Here is an 18,171-nt window from a genome sequence, read left to right as displayed (position 1 = left end):
TGAGCTGAAGACCCATGAACGCCGCCCGCACCCCACGCCAGGTTCCACCGCCGCTGAATGCCGACGGCCAGCCACGCGCCACCACCTACGGCCGCTTCATTCCGCGCGAAGAGGTGCAGAACGCCACCGCCTGGACGCCCGGCTCCTTCCAGGACCGCCGCGCCCCCTCACCGCCACCAGCCGCTGCGGCCAAGCCCGAGACACCGAAGCTCGATCCGGCCCAGCAGCTGCACGCGGCGCGCCAGACCGGCTATCAGGACGGCTACCGCGACGGCATGGCCGCGCTGGACGCCTTCAAGCACACCTTTGCCCAGCAGATGACGAGCCAGATCGGCGCGCTGCTGCGCAGCTTCGACAGCGACCTGCAAGGCCTGGAGCAGGCCATGGCCACGGCGCTGGCGCAGAGCGCGGTCGAGCTGGCACGGCAGGTGGTGCGCAGCGAGATCACCCAGCGCCCCGAGCATGTGGTGCAGGTCGCCCGTGAGGCGGTGGAGGCCCTGCTGCTCAGCGCCCGCCATGTGCGCGTGCGCGTGCATCCGGCCGACATGCCCCTGGTCAACGAGGGCGCCGGCGCCGACCTGCATGCCCGCGGCGCACAGTTGCTGGGCGACCCCAGCATTGCCCGCGGCGGCTGCCTGGTTGAATCAGACATCAGTGTCATCGACGCGCGCATCGGCACACGCTGGAAGCGCGCCGCCGCGGGCATGGGCGACGACTCCGAATGGAACGGCGGCGAAGGCCCGGATGCGGCCCACGAGGACGAAGAAACATGAACGCCCATCTGCAGGACCGCACCCAGCGCTGGCAGGCCTATCTGCAGGACATGGTCGCCTTCGCCGAGGCGCCGGTCAATCTGGAGTCGCAGGGCACGCTGGTGCGAGTGGCCGGCCTGGTGCTCGAAGCCGCCGGCGTGCGCGTGCCCGTCGGCTCCGTCTGCGAGATCCACTCCCCTACCGCCCGCGCCGGTGAACGCCCGGTGCATGCCGAGGTGGTCGGCTTCTCGGGCGACCGGGCCTATCTGATGCCCACCGACGAGGTGCAGGGCCTGGCCAGCGGCGCGCGCGTGCAGCCTCGCACCGTGCCGCCGTCGGCCCCGGTGCTGGGCCAGGTCAACCACCCCTGGCGCCGCAGCGAAGACCGCGGCCTGCATCTGCCCATGGGCGATGGCCTGCTGGGCCGTGTCGTCGACTCGCATGGAGCGCCCATGGATCGAAAGGGCCCCTTGAGCCAGGTGCACAGTGAACCGATGGTGCGCCGCCCCATCAATGCCATGGACCGCGACCCGGTGCGCACGCCGCTGGACACCGGCGTGCGCTCGATCAACGCCATGCTCACGGTCGGCCGCGGCCAGCGCCTGGGACTGTTCGCAGGCACCGGTGTCGGCAAATCGGTGCTGCTGGGCATGATGGCCCGCTACACCCAGGCCGATGTGATCGTCGTCGGGCTGATCGGCGAACGCGGCCGCGAGGTCAAGGAATTCATCGAGGACATCCTCGGCGAGGAAGGCATCAAGCGCTCCGTCGTCGTTGCCGCGCCGGCCGATGCGCCGCCGCTGGTGCGCATGCAGGGCGCCACCTATGCCACGGCGATTGCCGAACACTTCCGTGACCGCGGCCAGCATGTGCTGCTGCTGATGGACTCGCTGACCCGCTATGCAATGGCGCAACGCGAGATTGCCCTGGCCATCGGCGAGCCGCCGGCCACCAAGGGCTATCCACCCAGCTGCTTTGCCAAGCTGCCCCAGCTGGTCGAGCGCAGCGGCAACGGCCTCAACGGCCAGGGCTCGATCACCGCCTTCTACACCGTGCTGAGCGAGGGCGACGACCAGCAGGACCCGATCGCCGATGCCGCCCGCGGCATTCTGGACGGCCACATCGTGCTCAGCCGCGAGCTGGCCGAGGCCGGCCACTACCCGGCCATCGATGTCGAGCGCTCGGTCTCGCGCGTGATGACCAATGTCGCCTCACAGCAGCACATCGAAGCCTCGCGCCGCTTCCGCCAGCTGCTGGCCAAGTACAACAAGGCCCGCGACCTGATACAGCTGGGCGCCTACGCCCCCGGCCATGACACCGAGTTGGACACCGCCGTGCGCCTGCATGGCCAGATGGTGCTGCTGCTGCAGCAAGACATGCACAGCCCGGCCCCGCTGCCGCTGTGCGTGCGCCAATTGACTTCCCTGGTGGGCGGCGCCGAACGCGGCGTGGCCTGACGGACGCAGTACACCGAAAGCCCTCCATGGACACCAACAACCTGCAAACCCTGAGCGTGCTGCTCGAGCACGCCGAGACCGAGCGCGACGAAGCGCTGCGCGATCTGCAGGACGCCAGCAACCGCGCCGACCAGGCCAGGGCCCAGGCGGATCAGCTGGAGCAATACCGCCGCGACTACCAGCTGCGCTGGAACAGCCAGTTCTCGCGTCAGGGCACGATGGACATCGTGATGTGCTACCAGAGCTTCGGCTCGCGTCTGGACCAGGCCATCAGCCACCAGAGCACGGTGGTGCAGCACGCCGACAGCCGCGTCACCATCGCCCGCGAACTGCTGACGCAGCGCGAGCTGCGCGTGCTGTCGGTGCGCAAGCTGATCGAACGCCGGCGCCAGGAAATGCTGGGCCGGCTGGCCCGCCAGGACCAGAAGTCCACCGACGAGCAGGCCTCGCGCGCCGGCTGGGGCGCTGGCCACCCGCTGAGCCGACTGATGGCCCACCCACATTGATTGCCCTGCCACCTAGCGAGGCCACACCATGACCATCAACAGCTCTTCCATTCCCTCCCTCGCCCAGACCGCGGCCAGGTCCGGCACACTGCTGGCCGGCCTCGGCGCAGACGTCGGCGCGGCCAAGCGCCCGGGCCAGAACTTCGCCCAGTTGCTGGGCTCGGTCACGCAACTGCCTGCGGCACCGACCAAACCGCCCCTGCCCGAGCGCCCGCCGATGCCACGCGTCGAGGTGGAGCCACCGCCACGCGAGCCGGATGTGCCCCGCAGCACCGAGCCGGTGCCGGTGGCGCCCGACCGCGCACCGGCCCAGGCGGAGCGCAGCGCCAACGCCGCTGCGGCCAAGAGTGACAGCCCCAGCGCCACCGGGGCCAAGCCGGCGGTCAAAACGGTCAACGCGCCGGCCAACGCCGCTGCCAAGGCCAAGGCCCCGACCGCAGCAGCCAAGACTCCCGGCCAGACCGATGCCGCCGCCACGGACAAGGCCTCCGCAGCCGCCGACGACGCGGTGGCCGGTGAGCTCAGCCGCCGCACCACCAAAACGGGCGCGACTGACGACGCCGGTCTGGCGGCCGTGATGCTGACCGCGGCAACGCCCGAACCGACCACCGCCAGCCTGTCGGCCCGGGACGCCGGGCTGCCCGGCGCCACCGGCGCAGAGCCCGACGCCGCAGCCGCCGTCAGCGTCTCGCCGGACGCTGCGGCCGACCCCGGGTCACTCGCCAGCCTGATGCCCAGCGTCGCTCAGGCCGTATTCGGTCAAGCGGCGGTTGGCGCCGCCAGCGCCAACGGCTCGGTCAAGGCCGATGCCTCCGCCAGCCCCGTCACCACCGGCGACGCCACCTCGCCGCTGCCGGGCGCCGAGCTCGCCGCAGCATCGACACCGGCGGGTGCTGCTGCGCGAACCAAAGCGGAACCCGTCGCGGCAGATCCGGCACAGCAGGCTTCCATTGCTTCTACCCAGCGCACCGAATCGACGGCGCTGGCCAGCGCAGCACAGGAATCGGCCAAGAGCTTGGCCATCGACGCCAAGCCCCAGGTCGGCGCGGCCAGCTTCGGCCAGATGCTGCAAGCCGCCACCGCCGCCGCGCCTACCGGGCCGAACGGCGCGCAGGCCAGCGCCCCGTCCACACCGGTCACCGTCAGCAGCCCTCTGCATGAACCCGGCTTTGCGCCCGAGATGGCGACCCGGCTGACGCTGCTGGCCAGCGAAGGCGTGCAAAAGGCGCAGCTGCACCTGAATCCGGCTGAGATGGGCCCGGTCTCGGTGCAGATTCAGCTCGATGGTCAGCAGGCACAGGTCGAATTCCACGCCCAGCATGCGGCCACCCGCGAGGTGCTGGAGCGCAGCCTGCCCGAGCTGGCCGCGGCGCTGCGCGACGCCGGCATGACGCTCAGCGGCGGCGGCGTGTTCCAGCAACAGCGTGATGCACAGCAGGACGATCAGGCGAAGAATCAGGGTGCCCGCCAGGGCACCACAGGCATCGGAGACGACAGCGGCGCGTTGGACAACCCCGGACTGGCGATGGGCCAGCAGGCCGGGCGCCGCACCCAGATCGGTGTGCTCGATATGTACGCCTAGCTCTCGGGGGCAGCCGCGGCCTTATCGGCCATTGAATTCAGATCTTTACCCCCCTTTTCAAGGCATTGAAGCGGGGGGTTTTCTCAATAATGGGCTGTATTGAGGGCCGTCCCTGAGCGCATCGCGCGCAGGCACTTCGGCAAGACGCAACACCAAGGAGTTCAGATGGCCACAGCAGCACCCGCGGGCGACGCCGCTGCCCCCAAAGGCAAGAAGAAACTCATCATCATCATCGCCGCGGTCCTGCTGGTGGTGCTGGTAGGGGGTGGGGCGGCCGTGTTGATGATGAAGAAGAAGGCCGCTGCGGCCGATGAGGAAGGCGCCGAGGACGGCGCTCCTGCAGCCGCCCACATCAAGATCGATCCCAAGCACCCGCCGGTATTCCTGCCGCTGGACCCGTTCACTGTCAATCTGGCCGACAAGGACGCTGACCGCTTCGCCCAGGTCGGCATCACGCTGGAGGTGGTCGATCAGGCCACCGGTGACCAGATGAAGGCCTTCATGCCCGCCATCCGCAGCAATGTGCTGATGATTCTGGCCCACAAGACCTCGGCCGAGCTGTTGAGCCTGGAAGGCAAGGAGAAGCTCGCCCGCGACATCCTGCGCGCCTCGGTGCTGCCTATGGGCATCGAGCTCGACCCCGAAGATGATGAAGTCGCAGCCGAAGAGGCTCCGAAGAAAAAGAAGAAGAAGAAAGCCGCCCAGGCCAGCCCGGTGCTGAAGGTGCACTTCTCGAATTTCATCATCCAGTGATGGCGATGACCAACGGACACTCTGTTGTGAAGCCAGCATGAATCAGCAAATACTGTCACAAGACGAAGTTGATGCACTTCTGCAGGGCATCACCGGCGAGAGCCAGAAGCTCGAGCAGGAAGAAGAACAGCAGGGTGGCATACGCGACTACAACCTCGCGAGCCAGGAACGCATCGTGCGTGGGCGCATGCCCACGATGGAAATCATCAACGAGCGCTTCGCCCGCAATATCCGCATCGGCCTGTTCAACTTCATACGCAAGAGCCCGGAAGTCGCCATTGGCGGCATCAAGGTGCAGAAGTACAGCGCCTTTCTGCGCGAGATCGTGGTGCCGACCAACTTCAACATCGTCTCTGTGCGGCCGCTGCGCGGCTCCGGGCTCATCGTCTGTGACCCGACCCTGGTGTTCGCCGTCATCGATGCCCTGTTCGGCGGCGGCGGCAAGTTCCATGCACGCATCGAAGGTCGCGACTTCTCGCCCACAGAGCAACGCGTCATCACCCGCCTGGTCGAGGTGGTGACGGCCGAGTACAAGAAGGCCTGGCACGGCATCTATCCGCTGGAGCTGGACTACCAGCGCTCGGAGATGCAGCCGCAGTTCGCCAATATCGCCACGCCCAGCGAAATCGTCGTTGCCACCTCGTTCACGCTGGAGATCGGCGACACCAGCGGCACCATCCATTTCTGCATCCCCTACTCGACGCTGGAGCCGATACGCGATGTGCTGTATTCCAGCATCCAGGGCGACTCCAACGAGCCCGACCGCCGTTGGGTCAAGCTGCTGAAGAACCAGATCCAGGCCGCCGAGGTCGATCTGGTGGCCACGCTGGCCACCGCGCCGGCAACGGTGGAGCAATTGCTGTCCTTCAAGCCCGGTGACTTCATCGAGCTCGATCTGGACCCGATGATTCAAGCCAAGGTCGATGGCGTGCCGGTGTTCGACTGCCACTACGGCACCTCGAACGGCAAGTACGCCATCAAGATTGACAAAATGTTGACCAGCTCCAACGACAGCTGGTTGGGAGAAGCCCATGAGTCCTGACGATCCCTCATCCTCATCAGACGAACAGGACGCGATGGCCGCCGAATGGGCCGCGGCCCTGGCGGAATCCAAGAGTCCCGAGGTCGCCAGCGAGGTGCAGCAGCCGGCCGAACAGGTCTCGCCGGCCTCGTTCTCCAGCTTCGCGCCGACCACGACCAACGCGGCCGGCAACGACATCAACATGATCCTGGACATCCCGGTCCAGCTGACCGTGGAGCTGGGCCGCACCCGCATCCCGATCAAGAACATCCTGCAGCTGGCCCAGGGCTCGGTGGTGGAACTCGACGCGCTGGCCGGCGAACCGATGGACGTGCTTGTCAATGGCTACCTGATCGCCCAGGGCGAGGTGGTGGTGGTGAACGACAAGTTCGGTATCCGGCTGACGGACATCGTCACGCCGTCGGAACGGATGCGTCGCCTGTCCAAGCTCTGAGCCCATGGGTACCAGTCTCTACCCCATCCTCTGGTTCATCGCCATCATCGCGATGATTCCGCTGGCCCTGTGGCTGCTGAAGCGCACGCCCATGGGCGGTGCCGCATCCGGCGGCCTGATGCGCACGGTGGCGGTGCTGCCGCTGTCGCCGAATCAGCGCCTGCTCACGGTCGAAGTGGGCCAGGGCGAGGAGCGCCGCTGGCTCGTGTTGGGGGTCACGTCTCAACAGATCACGACCCTGCACACGATGGCGCCGCAGGGCGATGTGCCAGCGGGTCTTGTCGGCCTGCAGGCTGCACCGTTCGCGCAGCTGCTGTCGCGCTTTCGTTCGGGCGGCGGCTCGGGCGGCGCCACCTCGGGAGATCCCGGTGCGCATTAACTTATTCTCGGCGCAGCTGAGGCGGCTCTTGCCAGCCCTGGCCGTGTCGGTGTTATCGACGCTGTCCACAGCGGCTTTAGCGCAGGCGGCGGGCGGCAACGCCAACCTGCCCTTGATCATCGGCCAGGGCGCGGGCGGCACCAGCTACTCGGTGCCGATCCAGACCCTGCTGTTCTTCACCGCCCTGGGCTTTCTGCCGGCCGTGCTGCTGATGATGACCGGCTTCACCCGCATCGTCATTGTGCTGTCCCTGCTGCGCCAGGCGCTGGGCACGCAATCGGCGCCGCCCAATCAGGTGATTCTGGGCCTGAGCCTGTTCCTGACCTTCTTCGTCATGGGCCCGACCATAGACAAGGTATACAGCGATGCCTGGGTACCCTATAGCGCCAACCAGATCGGCACCGACGAGGCGCTCAAGCGCGCCGAGGTACCGGTGCGCGGCTTCATGCTGAAGCAGACGCGCCAGTCCGACGTCGCCCTGTTCGCCAAGCTGGCCAAGCTGGACCCGGCCGTGAAGGCCGAGAACGTGCCGCTGAAGGTGCTGGTGCCGGCCTTCGTGACCAGCGAGCTGAAGAGCGCCTTCCAGATCGGCTTCCTGATCTTCATCCCCTTCCTGATCATCGACATGATCGTGGCCAGCGTGCTGATGAGCCTGGGCATGATGATGCTGTCGCCGGTGCTGGTCGCCCTTCCCTTCAAGCTGATGCTGTTCGTGCTCGCCGATGGGTGGAACCTGCTGATCGGCTCACTTGCCGCCTCTTTCGCCACCTAGTTTCGAGCAGCCAAGAAAATGGACGCACAACAAGTCTTCACCTTCGGCCAGCAAGGCCTGTACATGCTGTTGATGATTGCCGCGCCGGTGCTGCTGTCGGTACTGCTGGTCGGCGTGCTGGTCAGCATCTTCCAGGCGGCGACGCAGATCAATGAGGCGACCCTGAGCTTTGTGCCCAAGATGCTCGCGGCGATTGCAGTGATGATGGTGGCCGGGCCGTGGATGCTGTCCACCCTGGTCGAGTACATCCAGCGCACCCTGCAGTCCATTCCGCAAGTGGTGGGCTGAAGATCGAGTCCGATGTTCAGCGTCACAGAGGCACAGCTGCTGGCCTGGATCACGCCGCTGATCTGGCCCTTCATCCGCACGCTGGCAATGTTCAGCGCCATGCCCATCTTCAGCCAGCGCAATCTGCCGATGCGCGTGCGGGTGGCGCTGGCCGCATTGACCTCGTTCGCCGCCCAGGCCTCGCTGCCCGACATGCCCCTGGTTCCGCTGGACTCGGCGCCCGCGGTGCTGGTGATATTGCAGCAGATACTGATAGGCGTGTGCCTGGGCTTTGCCGTGCGCATCGTGTTCACGGCGATCGAGTTTGCCGGCGAGCTGATCGGCCTGCAGATGGGCCTGAACTACGCCGGCTTCTTTGACCCGGCCACCGGTGGCCAGGCCACGGCCACCAGCCGCTTCTTCGGCACCATGGTGGCGTTTCTGTTCGTCGTCATCAACGGCCATCTGCTCTTGATCAATGCCGTGGTGCAGAGCTTCTACAGCTTTCCGGTCGGCGCCGAGCCCTTCGCCTTTCTGCAGATGGCCCAACCCCAGGTCTGGGGCGCCGACATCTTCCGCATCGGCCTGTGGGTGGCCCTGCCCCTGATCACCATGCTGCTGTTCGTCAATCTGGTGCTGGGCATCATCTCCCGCGTCGCCAGTCAGATCAACATTTTCGCGGTCGGCTTCCCTATCACCCTGGGCGTGGGCCTGGTGGGCATTCTGATGACACTGCCGCTGATGCAGATGCCCTTCATGGTGGCGCTGGAGCATATGCTCGCAGCATTCAGCTAACGCACTTCCCTCGCCAGCTTCAGCACCTGCGAACTCAGGCTCAGCCCGCGCCGCTTGCTCTCGCTCAGGTTGACACGGAAAGCCAGGCCGTTGGGTTCGTGGATCAGGCCGATGTCGGCGCCGGCGCGGTAGCCCTCGGGGGTATCGGCGATCACCAGCACTGGGTCATCGCCCAGCTCCGCGATCCAGTGCAGGAGCTCGGTGCACCCGGCAAAGCCCAGCACCAGCAGCTGGCACCGGCGTGCCTGCTCGGGCCGCTCCAGGCTCATCACCTGTACGCTGACACCCGAGCAGCGGCGACCGGCCAGTCGCTGCAGCGCCTCGTCAAGGCCTGGCGGTTGGCCCGCGGTGCAGACCGCTAATCTCTGCAGCGGCGGCGGTGGCCAGGCCGTGTATAGGGCAAAGCGATAGACGAATGCGGCCTTCAGCTGGTGCTCGTCCATGTCCGGAGCGGCTTGCAGCGGCTGCCCGGCACAGCACCCGACCGGACTGAGAATGCGCAAGCAGGCCTTCATGAACCGAAGCGCCTGCTCAGGCTCAGGCGCAAGACGCGGCCGGGTTGCTGCAGGCCGTCCAGGGAGCCGGCATCGGGCAGCTCTTGAACGCGGCGATCGGCGACGTTGTGCTGCCCCAGCACCAGCTCGGTCCGCACATCGAGCTGTCACAGCAGGTTCAGATTCAGCAGCGCATAGCCTGGCAGGCGTTCGGTCAGCACCTGGCGATGACTGGCCGCCAGCACCTGCCCCGACAGCCGCCAGTCGGGCGACCACAGAGGCTGGCTGAGAGTGCGCTTGAGCTGCCGGGGCGGCTGGTTGTTCAGGTTGTCGGTGGCGGCATCGCTGCGGTTGCGATACCACTGCAGCGAGGCCAGCAACTGACCACCACCGGCAAAGCGCCCGGCCAGGCCCAGCTCAATGCCGCGGCTGCGCATCGCGGCGCCATTCTCGAACACCGGGAACTCCGGGCTCAGTCGCATCAGGCCGCGGATCGCCACGAGATGGGCCGAGGCATGCAGGCGCCACTGACGGCTCAGTCCATGGTTCAGCGCCAGCTCCAGGCTTTACACGCGCTCGGCTGCCGGCAGCGGCGCCTCAAGAATGGTGTGGTTGACCGGCTCGGCGCGATTGGCGCCCCGGAATGCACTGCCATAGAGCAGCTTGACGCCGGTGGTCGGCGCCGGAGTCCATACCCGGGCCAGGCGCGGACTCCGGCTGGCCCCGGCCGTGCGGGTGTGGTCTCGACGCAGGCCCAGCATCAGGCTGTGCTGCTCGCTCAAGCGCCACTCGCCCGGTAGGCGGCGTAGGCGCTGAGACGCCGGCCGCGGTCCCAGTCGAGTGGGGCGAAACGGGCCCAGACTCCGGGCGGCAGCTCGAAGGGTTGCTGCAGCCGTGGCTGCTCAAAGGCGCTGGCGGCAATCCAGCCCTCGGCGCCCGAGTCGGCCCGATGGCCGTAGGACATGGTCAGGGTGGACTCGGAGTCCGAGGCCCTGGAGGCACTTGCACCGCCGACTGGGCAAAGCGCGAGGCCGTGCTGAGCTCGAACGCGTTCGGCGGCTGGTCCAGTCCCTGCCTCAGCAACTCCTCCAGCGCCGGGCCCTCGTCAGAGGCCTGCGGCTGGGCCATCGCCGCGCCCAGGGCCAGGGCCAGCAGCGGTAGCAAGCGACGCGGTGCCGCGCCGCCGCTACGCACCCTGTGCCCTCCGGTAGCAGTTCTTGCCGGCCCGCTTGGCCGCATACATGGCGGAATCTGCAGCCGCCAGCAAGGCCGCCGGCTCGCAAGCATCCAAGGGGCAGAAGGCCAGTCCCACGGTCGCACCTACAGGCATGACATGGCCCCCGATCAGCAGCGGTTCGCGCACCGTCGCGATCAGCCGCCCGGCGAGCTGCTCGGCCACCGACTCGTCCGACAGGCCGGGCAGCATCAGTGCAAACTCGTCACCTCCCAGCCGGCACAGCACATCGGCGCCCCCAGGACCTGGACTTCGACCAGGTCAATGCGACGCGAGAAGGCCAGCAGATCGGCCTGCAGCGCATTGCGGTCATCGAACACCAGCATCGGTGCCAGGCTGTTGACCAGTTGCTCGGCACCGAGCTCGGCCGCCCGCGCCTGGCGCTCGCGCGACGCCAGCCAGGAACTGGTGGCGATCAGGCCGAAGCAAAGCACCAGCGTCATGCTCAGCACCCACAGATTGAGCCGGGTCAGCCGGGACACCAGCGAGACATCGGCAAGGCCTGCGGCCGGCTTCACCGAGCCTGGGGCAAACGTCGTGGGCGGAGGATCGGCCATCGCAGGGGCAGCAGAGGCGGTGCGGCCCCCCAATTTCTACCACGGTCCCAGGGGCCGCAGGCGTCTCGAGTCAGCTGGCCACCAGGCCGTTGCGAATGGCATAGACGGTCAGCTCGGAATTGTTGGCCAGGCCCAGCTTCTCCAGCACCCGGGCACGATAGACGCTGACCGTCTTGGGGCTCAACATCAGCTCCTCGGCGATATCGGACAGGCGCTTGCCCGAGGCAATCATCACCAGGGTCTGCAGCTCGCGGTCCGACAGCTTGGAGTGGGCCTGCTCGGTGACCGGCGTGGTCAGGCTCTCTACCAGCATCTGGGCGATCTCGGGCGTCACATACTTGCGGCCCTGGGCCACGGTGCGCACCGCCTGCACCAGCAGCGCCGGGTCCCCGCCCTTGTTGACGTAGCCATGGGCGCCGGCGCGCAGTGCGCGGATGGCGTACTGGTCCTCCGGATACATCGAGACGATCAGCACCCGCACCGGCGAGCCCTCGTCCTTCAGCGCATGCAGCACGTCCAGGCCCGAGCGGCCGGGCATATTGATGTCCAGCACCAGCACATCACAGGTCTGGCTGCGCAGCAGGGTGCGCAGCTCGCCATAGTCGCCGGCCTCGCCCACCACCTCAATGTCCGAGGCGTCTGACAGGGTATCGCGGATGCCGCGGCGTATCAGGGCGTGGTCATCGCAAAGCATCACCTGGATCATTGAGTGCCCCATGCAGACGGATCGTGTTCGGTCTTGTTCAAGCTGCCATCCTCGGCGTTGTGGGCGGCGTCGGGTGTCAGTGGCACCGACAGTATCAGGCTGGTGCCCGCCGGGGTGCTGCTCAGGTCCACCCAGCCGCCAACGGTCGCGGCCCGCTCATGCAGACCGCGTATGCCGAAGCTGCGCGCCTTGGCCAGATCGCCCGACGCGATGCCGCGGCCGTTGTCCTTGACCTCCACCGTCAGCACCCCGCCAGCCACGCTCAGCTCGATGTCCACCCGGGTGGCCTCGGCATGCTTGCTGATATTGGTCAGCGCCTCCTGCGCCATGCGGTAGGCAACCAGGGGCACACCCGGCGGCAGCTGCACCTGCTCGTGGCTGGTGGTGAACACGGTGCTGATGCCGGTGCGCCGGTCGAAGCGCCCGGCCATCCACTGCACCGCCGCCACCAGGCCCTGTTCCAGGATGGCCGGGCGCAGGTTGTGCATCACACGCTGGCTCGCCTCGATCGCCGAGGTCACCGTCTCCAACGCCGAATTGGCGCGCTGCAGAATCGCATCGGACTCGGCATGGCGGGCAATCCAGGCCAGATCGAACTTGAGCGCGGTCAAGGAGCCGCCCACATCGTCGTGGATCTCGCGCGCGATCGCCGCGCGCTCGCGCTCGACACTGGTCTGCAGATGGCCGGCCAGCTCGTGCAGGCGCTGCTTGGAGCGCACCAGTTCCTCGTCGGCCCGCTTGCGCGCGCGCTGAGCCTCGGCCGCCTCGATGGCATGCACCAGGGCAGGCGCAAGACGCGCCAGATTGTTCTTCAACAGGTAGTCGCTGGCGCCGTTGCGCATTGCTTCCACCGCGGTGTCCTCGCCGATCTCGCCTGAGACCAGGATGAAGGGAATCAGCCGGCCGCTGGCCTTGAGCATCTCCAGCACCACCAGGCCAGAGAAACCGGGCAGGTTGAAGTCGGAAATGATCGCGTCCCAGGGCTGGTCCAGGGCCTGGGCGAAGGCCTCGCGGCTGTCCAGCCGTTGGCATTCGACCTGCAGGCCGCCGCGCTGCAATTGCGCCAGCATCAGTTGATGGTCTAGGTCGGAATCTTCGACATGCAGCAGGCGCAGCCGTCGACCAGCAATGGGAATCGTCATGCAGCGAGTATGCCAAGGATGAAAGGCGCCGCCGCCAGAGGCCCAAAGCAGCAAAAATGAGACGAACCGTGAAGCATTCGGTTACGCTGAGGGTAAACCCCAATGCTTCCTGGGCGGGGGGGGCCGATCCTAGGAAATAGGCCTCCTTCGGGGCTGTGATCAGAGTGATGGATGGTTGAAACCTGTCGAACACTGCTAGCCATCGTAGCGACGCTGACCGTCCCTGGACCTGATCCTGAATCCGGGATGTCGGACCATGACGCGTGCCTGCACACCAAACAAAACAATACCGTGGAGCCGAGATGCTAGAAGACCCGTCCTCAGCACCGCCCGAGTCCGAAGGACTGCCTCCCGTCTTCCAACTGCTGGCCGCTGCCGATCTGCAGGACCACCTGATGACGGTGACAAATGACCTGGATCGACTGCAACGTTTGCTTGATGATGCAGGTGAATCCTTGATGACGCACTTCTACGGCGCCACCAACCACCTGAACCGCCTGCTGGCACAGGCCGCAGCCACGCCCGGCTTTGACGACGCCGACTTGCACAAGGTCCAGACCGAGATGGCCGGCGCCATCACCGCCCTGCAGTTCCAGGACATGGCGACGCAGTTGATCGCCCACACCAGCCAGCGCCTGCGCAACTGCGCCGACCAACTGGCACGCGACACCTTTGGCGACGATGAGGACGGTGCAGGCGTCGTCGAGATGGCGCCGCTCAAACCGAACCCGGTCACCCAGGACGAGATGGACGCTGGTTCCGTCGAACTGTTCTAAAGACCTGAACCAATTACCCGAAAACCCTAGCGATACCCCGGAGATAGAGATGCATTCAATTCTTGCTGTGGACGACTCGGCATCCATGCGCCAAATGGTGACCTTCACACTGAAGAACGCCGGCTTCAATGTGGTCGAGGCGGTTGATGGCCAGGACGCCTGGGAGAAGGCAGGACAGCGCAATTTCGACCTGGTCCTCACCGACCAGAACATGCCGCGCATGGACGGCATCAGCCTGACCAAGAAGCTGCGCGACAACCCGAAGTTCAAGACCACACCCATCCTGATCCTGACCACCGAGTCCAGCGACCAGATGAAGCAGGCCGGCCGCGCCGCCGGTGCCACCGGCTGGCTGGTCAAACCCTTCGATCCAGCCAAGCTGATCGAGGTCATCGGCAAGGTCATCCGTTAATGCGTCTCACGATCACAGGGGTACAACACCATGGGTGAGATGTCCGACAACGCCAGCATGAGCGCTGGTATCGACCTGAGCCAGTTCTACCAGGTCTTTTTCGAGGAGGCCGGCGAGAACCTCGACAGCATGGAGCAGCTGCTGCTCAATCTGGACATTGAGGCCGCCGACGACGAAGAGCTGAATGCCATCTTCCGCTGCGCGCATTCGATCAAGGGTGGCTCGGCCACCTTTGGCTTCAGCGATGTGGCCGAACTGACGCACCAGATGGAAACGCTGCTGGACAAGCTGCGTCGCCATGAACTGAACCCGACCTCGGCCATGGTCGACGTGCTGCTGCAGTCGGGCGATGCCTTGCGCGCCCAACTCGCGCGCCACCAGGGCTCCGGCGGCGACGTGGTGGACACGGCCGACCTGCTGGTCAGCATACGCGCCATGGTCAGCGGCCAGGCCGCTCCGGTGGCGGCTGCCGCCAAGCCGGTCGCTCCGCCGCCGCCTCCGCCCCCTCCTCCTGCGGCCGCAGCCCCTGCGCCGGCAGCCGCACCTGCCACATCCGGCGTACGCCAGCTGGAGCTGCAGGTCGGCCCGCTGGAAGACACCGCCCAGGCCGACAATCTGGTCGAACTGTTCAAGGAGATCACCGACCTGGGCACGATAGAGCCGCTGGACGGTGGCCAGGCCGCCGACGGCATGCGTCGCTTCAAGATCATCACCAGCAGCAGTGACAACGATCTGCTGGACCTATTCACCTTCCACGTCGCCCGCGAACAAGTGGTGCTGATGCCGCTGACCTCGGGCTATGGCTTCCACGCCGGCGCACCGGGCGCACCGGCGGCCGAAGTGGAAGTCGCTGCCGACAAGGACCCAGGTTACGGCTTCTTCGCCGACGCCCCCGGCGCACCGGAAGCCACGGCCGCGCCGGTGGCCGTGAGCCACGAAACCTCGGGCCAGAGTCAGGTGCCAACCCCCGCACCGGTGGTCAAACCTGCCGCTCCCAAGGCCGAAAAGGCCGCACCGGCCGGCATGGAATCAACCACGCTGCGCGTCTCGGTCGAGAAGGTCGACCAGCTGATCAATCTGGTGGGCGAGTTGGTCATCACCCAGGCCATGCTGGCGCAGAACAGCCGCAATGTGGATCCGGGCCTGTACCAGCAGCTGACCTCGGGCCTGGCCGATCTGGAGCGCAACACCCGGGATCTGCAGGAATCGGTGATGTCGATCCGCATGATTCCGATGTCCATGGTCTTCAGCCGCTTCCCGCGGATGCTGCGCGATCTGGCCGCCAAGCTGGGCAAGAAGGTCGAGCTGGTGACGCAGGGCGAAGCCACCGAACTGGACAAGGGCCTGGTCGAGAAGATCACCGACCCGCTGACCCACCTGGTGCGCAACAGCTGCGACCATGGCATCGAAATGCCCGCCGACCGCCTGGCCAAGGGCAAGAACGAACAAGGCACCATCACCCTGGTGGCCTCCCATCAGGGCGGTTCCATCGTGATCGAGGTGCGCGACGACGGCCGCGGCCTGAACCGCGACAAACTGATCAAGAAGGCCCGCGAGCGCGGCATCGACGCACCCGACTCGATGACCGACTCCGAGGTCTGGAACCTGATCTTCGCGCCGGGCTTCTCCACCGCAGACGAAGTGACCGATGTGTCCGGCCGCGGCGTCGGCATGGACGTGGTCAAGCGCAACATCACCTCGCTGGGTGGCACGGTCGAGATCGACTCGGCCGAAGGCTATGGCATGAAGGTCTCGGTGCGCCTGCCGCTGACCCTGGCCATCATGGACGGCATGAGCGTAGGTGTCGGCGAAGAGGTCTACATCCTGCCGCTGTCCTCGGTGGTCGAGTCCTTCCAGGTCACGCCTGACACCATCAAGACCGTCGGCGGTTCGGGCCGTCTGGTCGAGGTGCGCCAGGAGTACATGCCGGTGGTCGAGCTGGAGCGTGTGTTCAATGTGCCCCGCTTCGATTTCGAGCATGTCAGCTCCATCATGGTGGTGGTCGAGGCCGAGGGTGGCCGCGTCGCCATGCTGGTGGATGAGTTGCTCGGTCAGCAGCAGGTGGTGGTGAAGAATCTCGAGGCCAACTACCGCAAGGTGCCTGATGTTTCAGGCGCCACCATCATGGGCGATGGCCGGGTCGCCTTGATTCTCGACATCGGCAGCCTGGTGCGACGCTCGCGCCATTGAGCAGGGCCACTGACCCATGCTCATCAAGCACCAAGATTCCAGGGAATAGAACATATATGAACCTCAGTCATCTGCTGCGGCAGTTCAGTATCCGAACGCGCATGATCGGCGCCATTGGCATGGTGCTGGTGCTGCTGGCCGTCGTCGGCAGCGTAGGTATCTATGGCATGCATCTGCTCAAGCAGCAGAACCGCGACTTCGCCGAGTCCTCGCTGGCCGACTCCCATGATCTGACCCAGTTGGTCACGACGCTGGGCGATCTGCGCCGCTACGAGAAGGACATGATCATCAGCTACGAGAAGCCCGAGGCGGTGAAGGCGCATCGGGCCAAGTGGGATGCCACGCTGGGCCAGTTCCGCACGGTCGCCAAGCACATGCTCGAAGGGCCGGAAGACCTCAACAACCCGATCGTGCTGAAGATGGGCCCGCAGCTCGACGACTACGTCAAGCAGGCCGAGCCCATCCTCAAGCAGCTGGAGGCCGGCGCCTACGACAACGCGGCGGTGGCCGACAAGCTGCTGGGACGCGCCAAGGATTCGTTCACATTGATGGAGAAGTCGCTCGCCGAGTTGCGCGCCGCGATGGAGAAGGAGTCCGTCCAGACCCAGGCCGGCATCGACAGCACGCAGTCCAATATGCAGCTGGCCTTCATGGTCATCCTGGCGTTCAGCGCCCTGGTAGTGGTGCCGCTGACCCTGCTCAATATGAACAGCATCTGCGGCCCGCTGGTGGACGCCGAAGGGCTGGCCAGCGCCATTGCCAACGGCAATCTGCACAGCAAGGTGTCGCCGATCGAGGGCCAGGACGAGGCCTCGCATCTGATGCGCTCGCTGCAGGCCATGCAGCAATCGCTGCAGCGCCTGGTCGGCGAGGTGCGCTCCTCGGCGGACCACATCCGCACCGCCTCGGTGGAGATTGCCTCGGGCAATCAGGACCTCTCCAGCCGCACCGAGCAGACCGCCTCCAACCTGCAGCAGACGGCCTCGTCGATGCAGCAGCTGACCGCCACCGTGCGCCAGTCCGCCGACGCGGCGCGCACCGCCAACCAGCTGGCCTCCTCGGCGGCCGAGGTCGCCTCGCGCGGCGGCAATGTGGTCTCGCAAGTCGTCACCACGATGGACGAGATCAACACCAGCTCGAAGAAGATTTCCGACATCATTGGCGTGATCGACGGCATCGCCTTCCAGACCAATATCCTGGCGCTGAATGCCGCCGTGGAAGCGGCACGTGCCGGCGAACAGGGCCGCGGCTTTGCCGTGGTGGCCGGCGAGGTGCGCTCGCTGGCCCAGCGCAGCGCCGAGGCCGCCAAGGAGATTAAGACCCTGATCGGCGCCAGCGTCGAGCGCGTCGAAACCGGTGCCCGCCTGGTGCAGGATGCCGGCACGACGATGAACGAGATCGTGGCCAGCGTGCAGCGCGTGACCGACATCATGGGTGAGATCACCGCCGCCGCATCGGAGCAGAGTGAAGGCATCGGCAGCGTCAATCAATCGGTGCTGCAGCTGGACCAGATGACGCAGCAGAACGCCGCGCTGGTGGAAGAGTCCGCCGCCGCCGCCGAGAGCCTCAAGGAACAGGCCCAGCGCCTGGGTCAGGTGGTTGATCAGTTCCAGCTCGCCGAGCACCAGGTCGCCGCCCCGCTGCCGCCCGCAACGCCCAAGCCGGCGGCAACACCGGTAGCCAGGTCGGCGCAGATGGCCAGCAAGGTGCTCAGCAAGGCCCAGGCCAGCGCCAGGTCCTTGGGTGCCTCGCCAACGGTCAGCAAGCCGGCCAGCAAGCCCGCAAGCCTCCCGGCACCGAAGGCCGCGGCGCCCTCGCCCAAGCCGGCGGCACCGACCTCGGCCTCCAGCTCCGATGGCGACTGGGAATCCTTCTGAGCCCCAGCTGCGCGCCCAACTCAACAATCAACGCAGATCACTAAG

At 66.4% G+C, this 18,171-nt stretch carries 25 protein-coding genes; 15 read left to right on the top strand and 10 right to left on the bottom strand.

The genetic code is table 11. The annotated features are described in order from the left end of the window. Window positions 1–14: 14 nt before the first annotated feature. The 11 genes from DES47_RS14310 to fliR all read left to right on the top strand — a co-directional run bounded on the left by DES47_RS14310 (window position 15) and on the right by fliR (window position 8,738). A complete protein-coding gene (locus tag DES47_RS14310) occupies window positions 15–773 on the top strand; it encodes a FliH/SctL family protein (RefSeq protein ID WP_133701378.1) in 759 nt (252 codons plus the stop codon). Next, entirely contained in the window at window positions 770–2,209 is a 1,440-nt protein-coding gene (gene fliI, locus DES47_RS14305; protein WP_133701377.1) for a flagellar protein export ATPase FliI, read from the top strand. The genes DES47_RS14310 and fliI overlap by 4 nt, the downstream gene beginning before the upstream one ends. Before the next feature lie 26 nt (window positions 2,210–2,235). Further along, window positions 2,236–2,715: a flagellar export protein FliJ gene (gene fliJ / locus DES47_RS14300; protein WP_133701376.1), complete on the top strand. Its 480-nt coding sequence runs from the start codon at window positions 2,236–2,238 to the stop codon at window positions 2,713–2,715. 28 nt (window positions 2,716–2,743) lie between these two features. Beyond that, window positions 2,744–4,297 carry a flagellar hook-length control protein FliK gene (locus DES47_RS14295; protein WP_133701375.1) on the top strand — a complete coding sequence of 518 codons (1,554 nt, stop codon included), beginning with the start codon at window positions 2,744–2,746 and terminating at the stop codon, window positions 4,295–4,297. Window positions 4,298–4,462: 165 nt separating this feature from the next. Beyond that, window positions 4,463–5,050 (top strand): flagellar basal body-associated FliL family protein, encoded by a 588-nt coding sequence (locus DES47_RS14290; RefSeq protein WP_133701374.1) that lies wholly within the window; start codon window positions 4,463–4,465, stop codon window positions 5,048–5,050. Window positions 5,051–5,087: 37 nt separating this feature from the next. Next, on the top strand, window positions 5,088–6,092 hold the full coding sequence (fliM, locus tag DES47_RS14285; protein WP_133701373.1) for a flagellar motor switch protein FliM: 1,005 nt from the start codon (window positions 5,088–5,090) through the stop codon (window positions 6,090–6,092). Continuing rightward, window positions 6,082–6,525: a flagellar motor switch protein FliN gene (gene fliN, locus DES47_RS14280; protein ID WP_133701372.1), complete on the top strand. Its 444-nt coding sequence runs from the start codon at window positions 6,082–6,084 to the stop codon at window positions 6,523–6,525. Before fliM ends, fliN begins: the two co-directional genes overlap by 11 nt. A 4-nt stretch (window positions 6,526–6,529) precedes the next feature. Then, window positions 6,530–6,904 (top strand): FliO/MopB family protein, encoded by a 375-nt coding sequence (locus DES47_RS14275; RefSeq protein ID WP_133701371.1) that lies wholly within the window; start codon window positions 6,530–6,532, stop codon window positions 6,902–6,904. Beyond that, window positions 6,789–7,676, top strand: a complete 888-nt coding sequence (gene fliP, locus DES47_RS14270) for a flagellar type III secretion system pore protein FliP (protein ID WP_279537335.1) — start codon at window positions 6,789–6,791, stop codon at window positions 7,674–7,676. Before DES47_RS14275 ends, fliP begins: the two co-directional genes overlap by 116 nt. Window positions 7,677–7,694: 18 nt before the next feature. Further along, entirely contained in the window at window positions 7,695–7,964 is a 270-nt protein-coding gene (gene fliQ / locus DES47_RS14265; protein ID WP_133701370.1) for a flagellar biosynthesis protein FliQ, read from the top strand. 12 nt (window positions 7,965–7,976) lie between these two features. Continuing rightward, window positions 7,977–8,738, top strand: coding sequence for a flagellar biosynthetic protein FliR (gene fliR / locus DES47_RS14260; RefSeq protein ID WP_133701369.1), 762 nt, complete (start codon window positions 7,977–7,979; stop codon window positions 8,736–8,738). Here fliR and DES47_RS14255 read toward each other — a convergent pair. From DES47_RS14255 to DES47_RS14215, 10 genes are all read right to left on the bottom strand, one after another. Beyond that, the gene (locus DES47_RS14255) at window positions 8,735–9,181 is read right to left on the bottom strand and encodes a YfiR family protein (protein WP_243748299.1); all 447 of its coding nucleotides are present in this window, start codon (window positions 9,179–9,181) and stop codon (window positions 8,735–8,737) included. The genes fliR and DES47_RS14255 overlap by 4 nt on opposite strands. Before the next feature lie 68 nt (window positions 9,182–9,249). Next, window positions 9,250–9,390, bottom strand: coding sequence for a hypothetical protein (locus DES47_RS28735; protein WP_166651999.1), 141 nt, complete (start codon window positions 9,388–9,390; stop codon window positions 9,250–9,252). A gap of 9 nt (window positions 9,391–9,399) precedes the next feature. Further along, window positions 9,400–9,714, bottom strand: a complete 315-nt coding sequence (locus DES47_RS14250; RefSeq protein ID WP_133701367.1) for a TonB-dependent receptor domain-containing protein — start codon at window positions 9,712–9,714, stop codon at window positions 9,400–9,402. Window positions 9,715–9,798: 84 nt separating this feature from the next. Further along, on the bottom strand, window positions 9,799–10,014 hold the full coding sequence (locus DES47_RS14245; protein ID WP_133701366.1) for a hypothetical protein: 216 nt from the start codon (window positions 10,012–10,014) through the stop codon (window positions 9,799–9,801). Beyond that, window positions 10,011–10,196 (bottom strand): hypothetical protein, encoded by a 186-nt coding sequence (locus tag DES47_RS14240; RefSeq protein ID WP_133701365.1) that lies wholly within the window; start codon window positions 10,194–10,196, stop codon window positions 10,011–10,013. The genes DES47_RS14245 and DES47_RS14240 overlap by 4 nt, the downstream gene beginning before the upstream one ends. A 2-nt stretch (window positions 10,197–10,198) precedes the next feature. Next, on the bottom strand, window positions 10,199–10,396 hold the full coding sequence (locus DES47_RS14235) for a hypothetical protein (protein WP_133701364.1): 198 nt from the start codon (window positions 10,394–10,396) through the stop codon (window positions 10,199–10,201). Between the two features lie 22 nt (window positions 10,397–10,418). Beyond that, window positions 10,419–10,658, bottom strand: coding sequence for a diguanylate cyclase domain-containing protein (locus DES47_RS14230; RefSeq protein ID WP_133701363.1), 240 nt, complete (start codon window positions 10,656–10,658; stop codon window positions 10,419–10,421). Continuing rightward, entirely contained in the window at window positions 10,658–11,023 is a 366-nt protein-coding gene (locus DES47_RS14225; protein ID WP_133701362.1) for a hypothetical protein, read from the bottom strand. The genes DES47_RS14230 and DES47_RS14225 overlap by 1 nt, the downstream gene beginning before the upstream one ends. Window positions 11,024–11,093: 70 nt before the next feature. Beyond that, entirely contained in the window at window positions 11,094–11,729 is a 636-nt protein-coding gene (locus DES47_RS14220) for a response regulator (protein WP_133701575.1), read from the bottom strand. After that, the gene (locus DES47_RS14215) at window positions 11,726–12,871 is read right to left on the bottom strand and encodes a hybrid sensor histidine kinase/response regulator (protein ID WP_133701361.1); all 1,146 of its coding nucleotides are present in this window, start codon (window positions 12,869–12,871) and stop codon (window positions 11,726–11,728) included. Before DES47_RS14215 ends, DES47_RS14220 begins: the two co-directional genes overlap by 4 nt. 302 nt (window positions 12,872–13,173) lie before the next feature. Here DES47_RS14215 and DES47_RS14210 point away from each other — a divergent pair, with 302 nt between their 5' ends. Genes DES47_RS14210 through DES47_RS14195 form a run of 4 tightly spaced genes read left to right on the top strand, consistent with a single transcriptional unit; the run spans window position 13,174 to window position 18,126 of the window. Then, a complete protein-coding gene (locus DES47_RS14210) occupies window positions 13,174–13,647 on the top strand; it encodes a hypothetical protein (protein WP_133701360.1) in 474 nt (157 codons plus the stop codon). 49 nt (window positions 13,648–13,696) lie between these two features. Beyond that, window positions 13,697–14,059: a response regulator gene (locus DES47_RS14205; RefSeq protein WP_133701359.1), complete on the top strand. Its 363-nt coding sequence runs from the start codon at window positions 13,697–13,699 to the stop codon at window positions 14,057–14,059. Between the two features lie 30 nt (window positions 14,060–14,089). After that, window positions 14,090–16,249, top strand: coding sequence for a chemotaxis protein CheA (locus DES47_RS14200; RefSeq protein WP_133701358.1), 2,160 nt, complete (start codon window positions 14,090–14,092; stop codon window positions 16,247–16,249). A 56-nt stretch (window positions 16,250–16,305) separates the two neighbouring features. Further along, the gene (locus DES47_RS14195; protein ID WP_133701357.1) at window positions 16,306–18,126 is read left to right on the top strand and encodes a methyl-accepting chemotaxis protein; all 1,821 of its coding nucleotides are present in this window, start codon (window positions 16,306–16,308) and stop codon (window positions 18,124–18,126) included. Window positions 18,127–18,171: the final 45 nt, after the last annotated feature.

The sequence above is a fragment of the Roseateles toxinivorans genome (genome assembly GCF_004362525.1).
GTDB lineage: Bacteria > Pseudomonadota > Gammaproteobacteria > Burkholderiales > Burkholderiaceae_C > Paucibacter > Paucibacter toxinivorans.
This window is presented reverse-complemented; position numbering and strand designations above follow the sequence as displayed.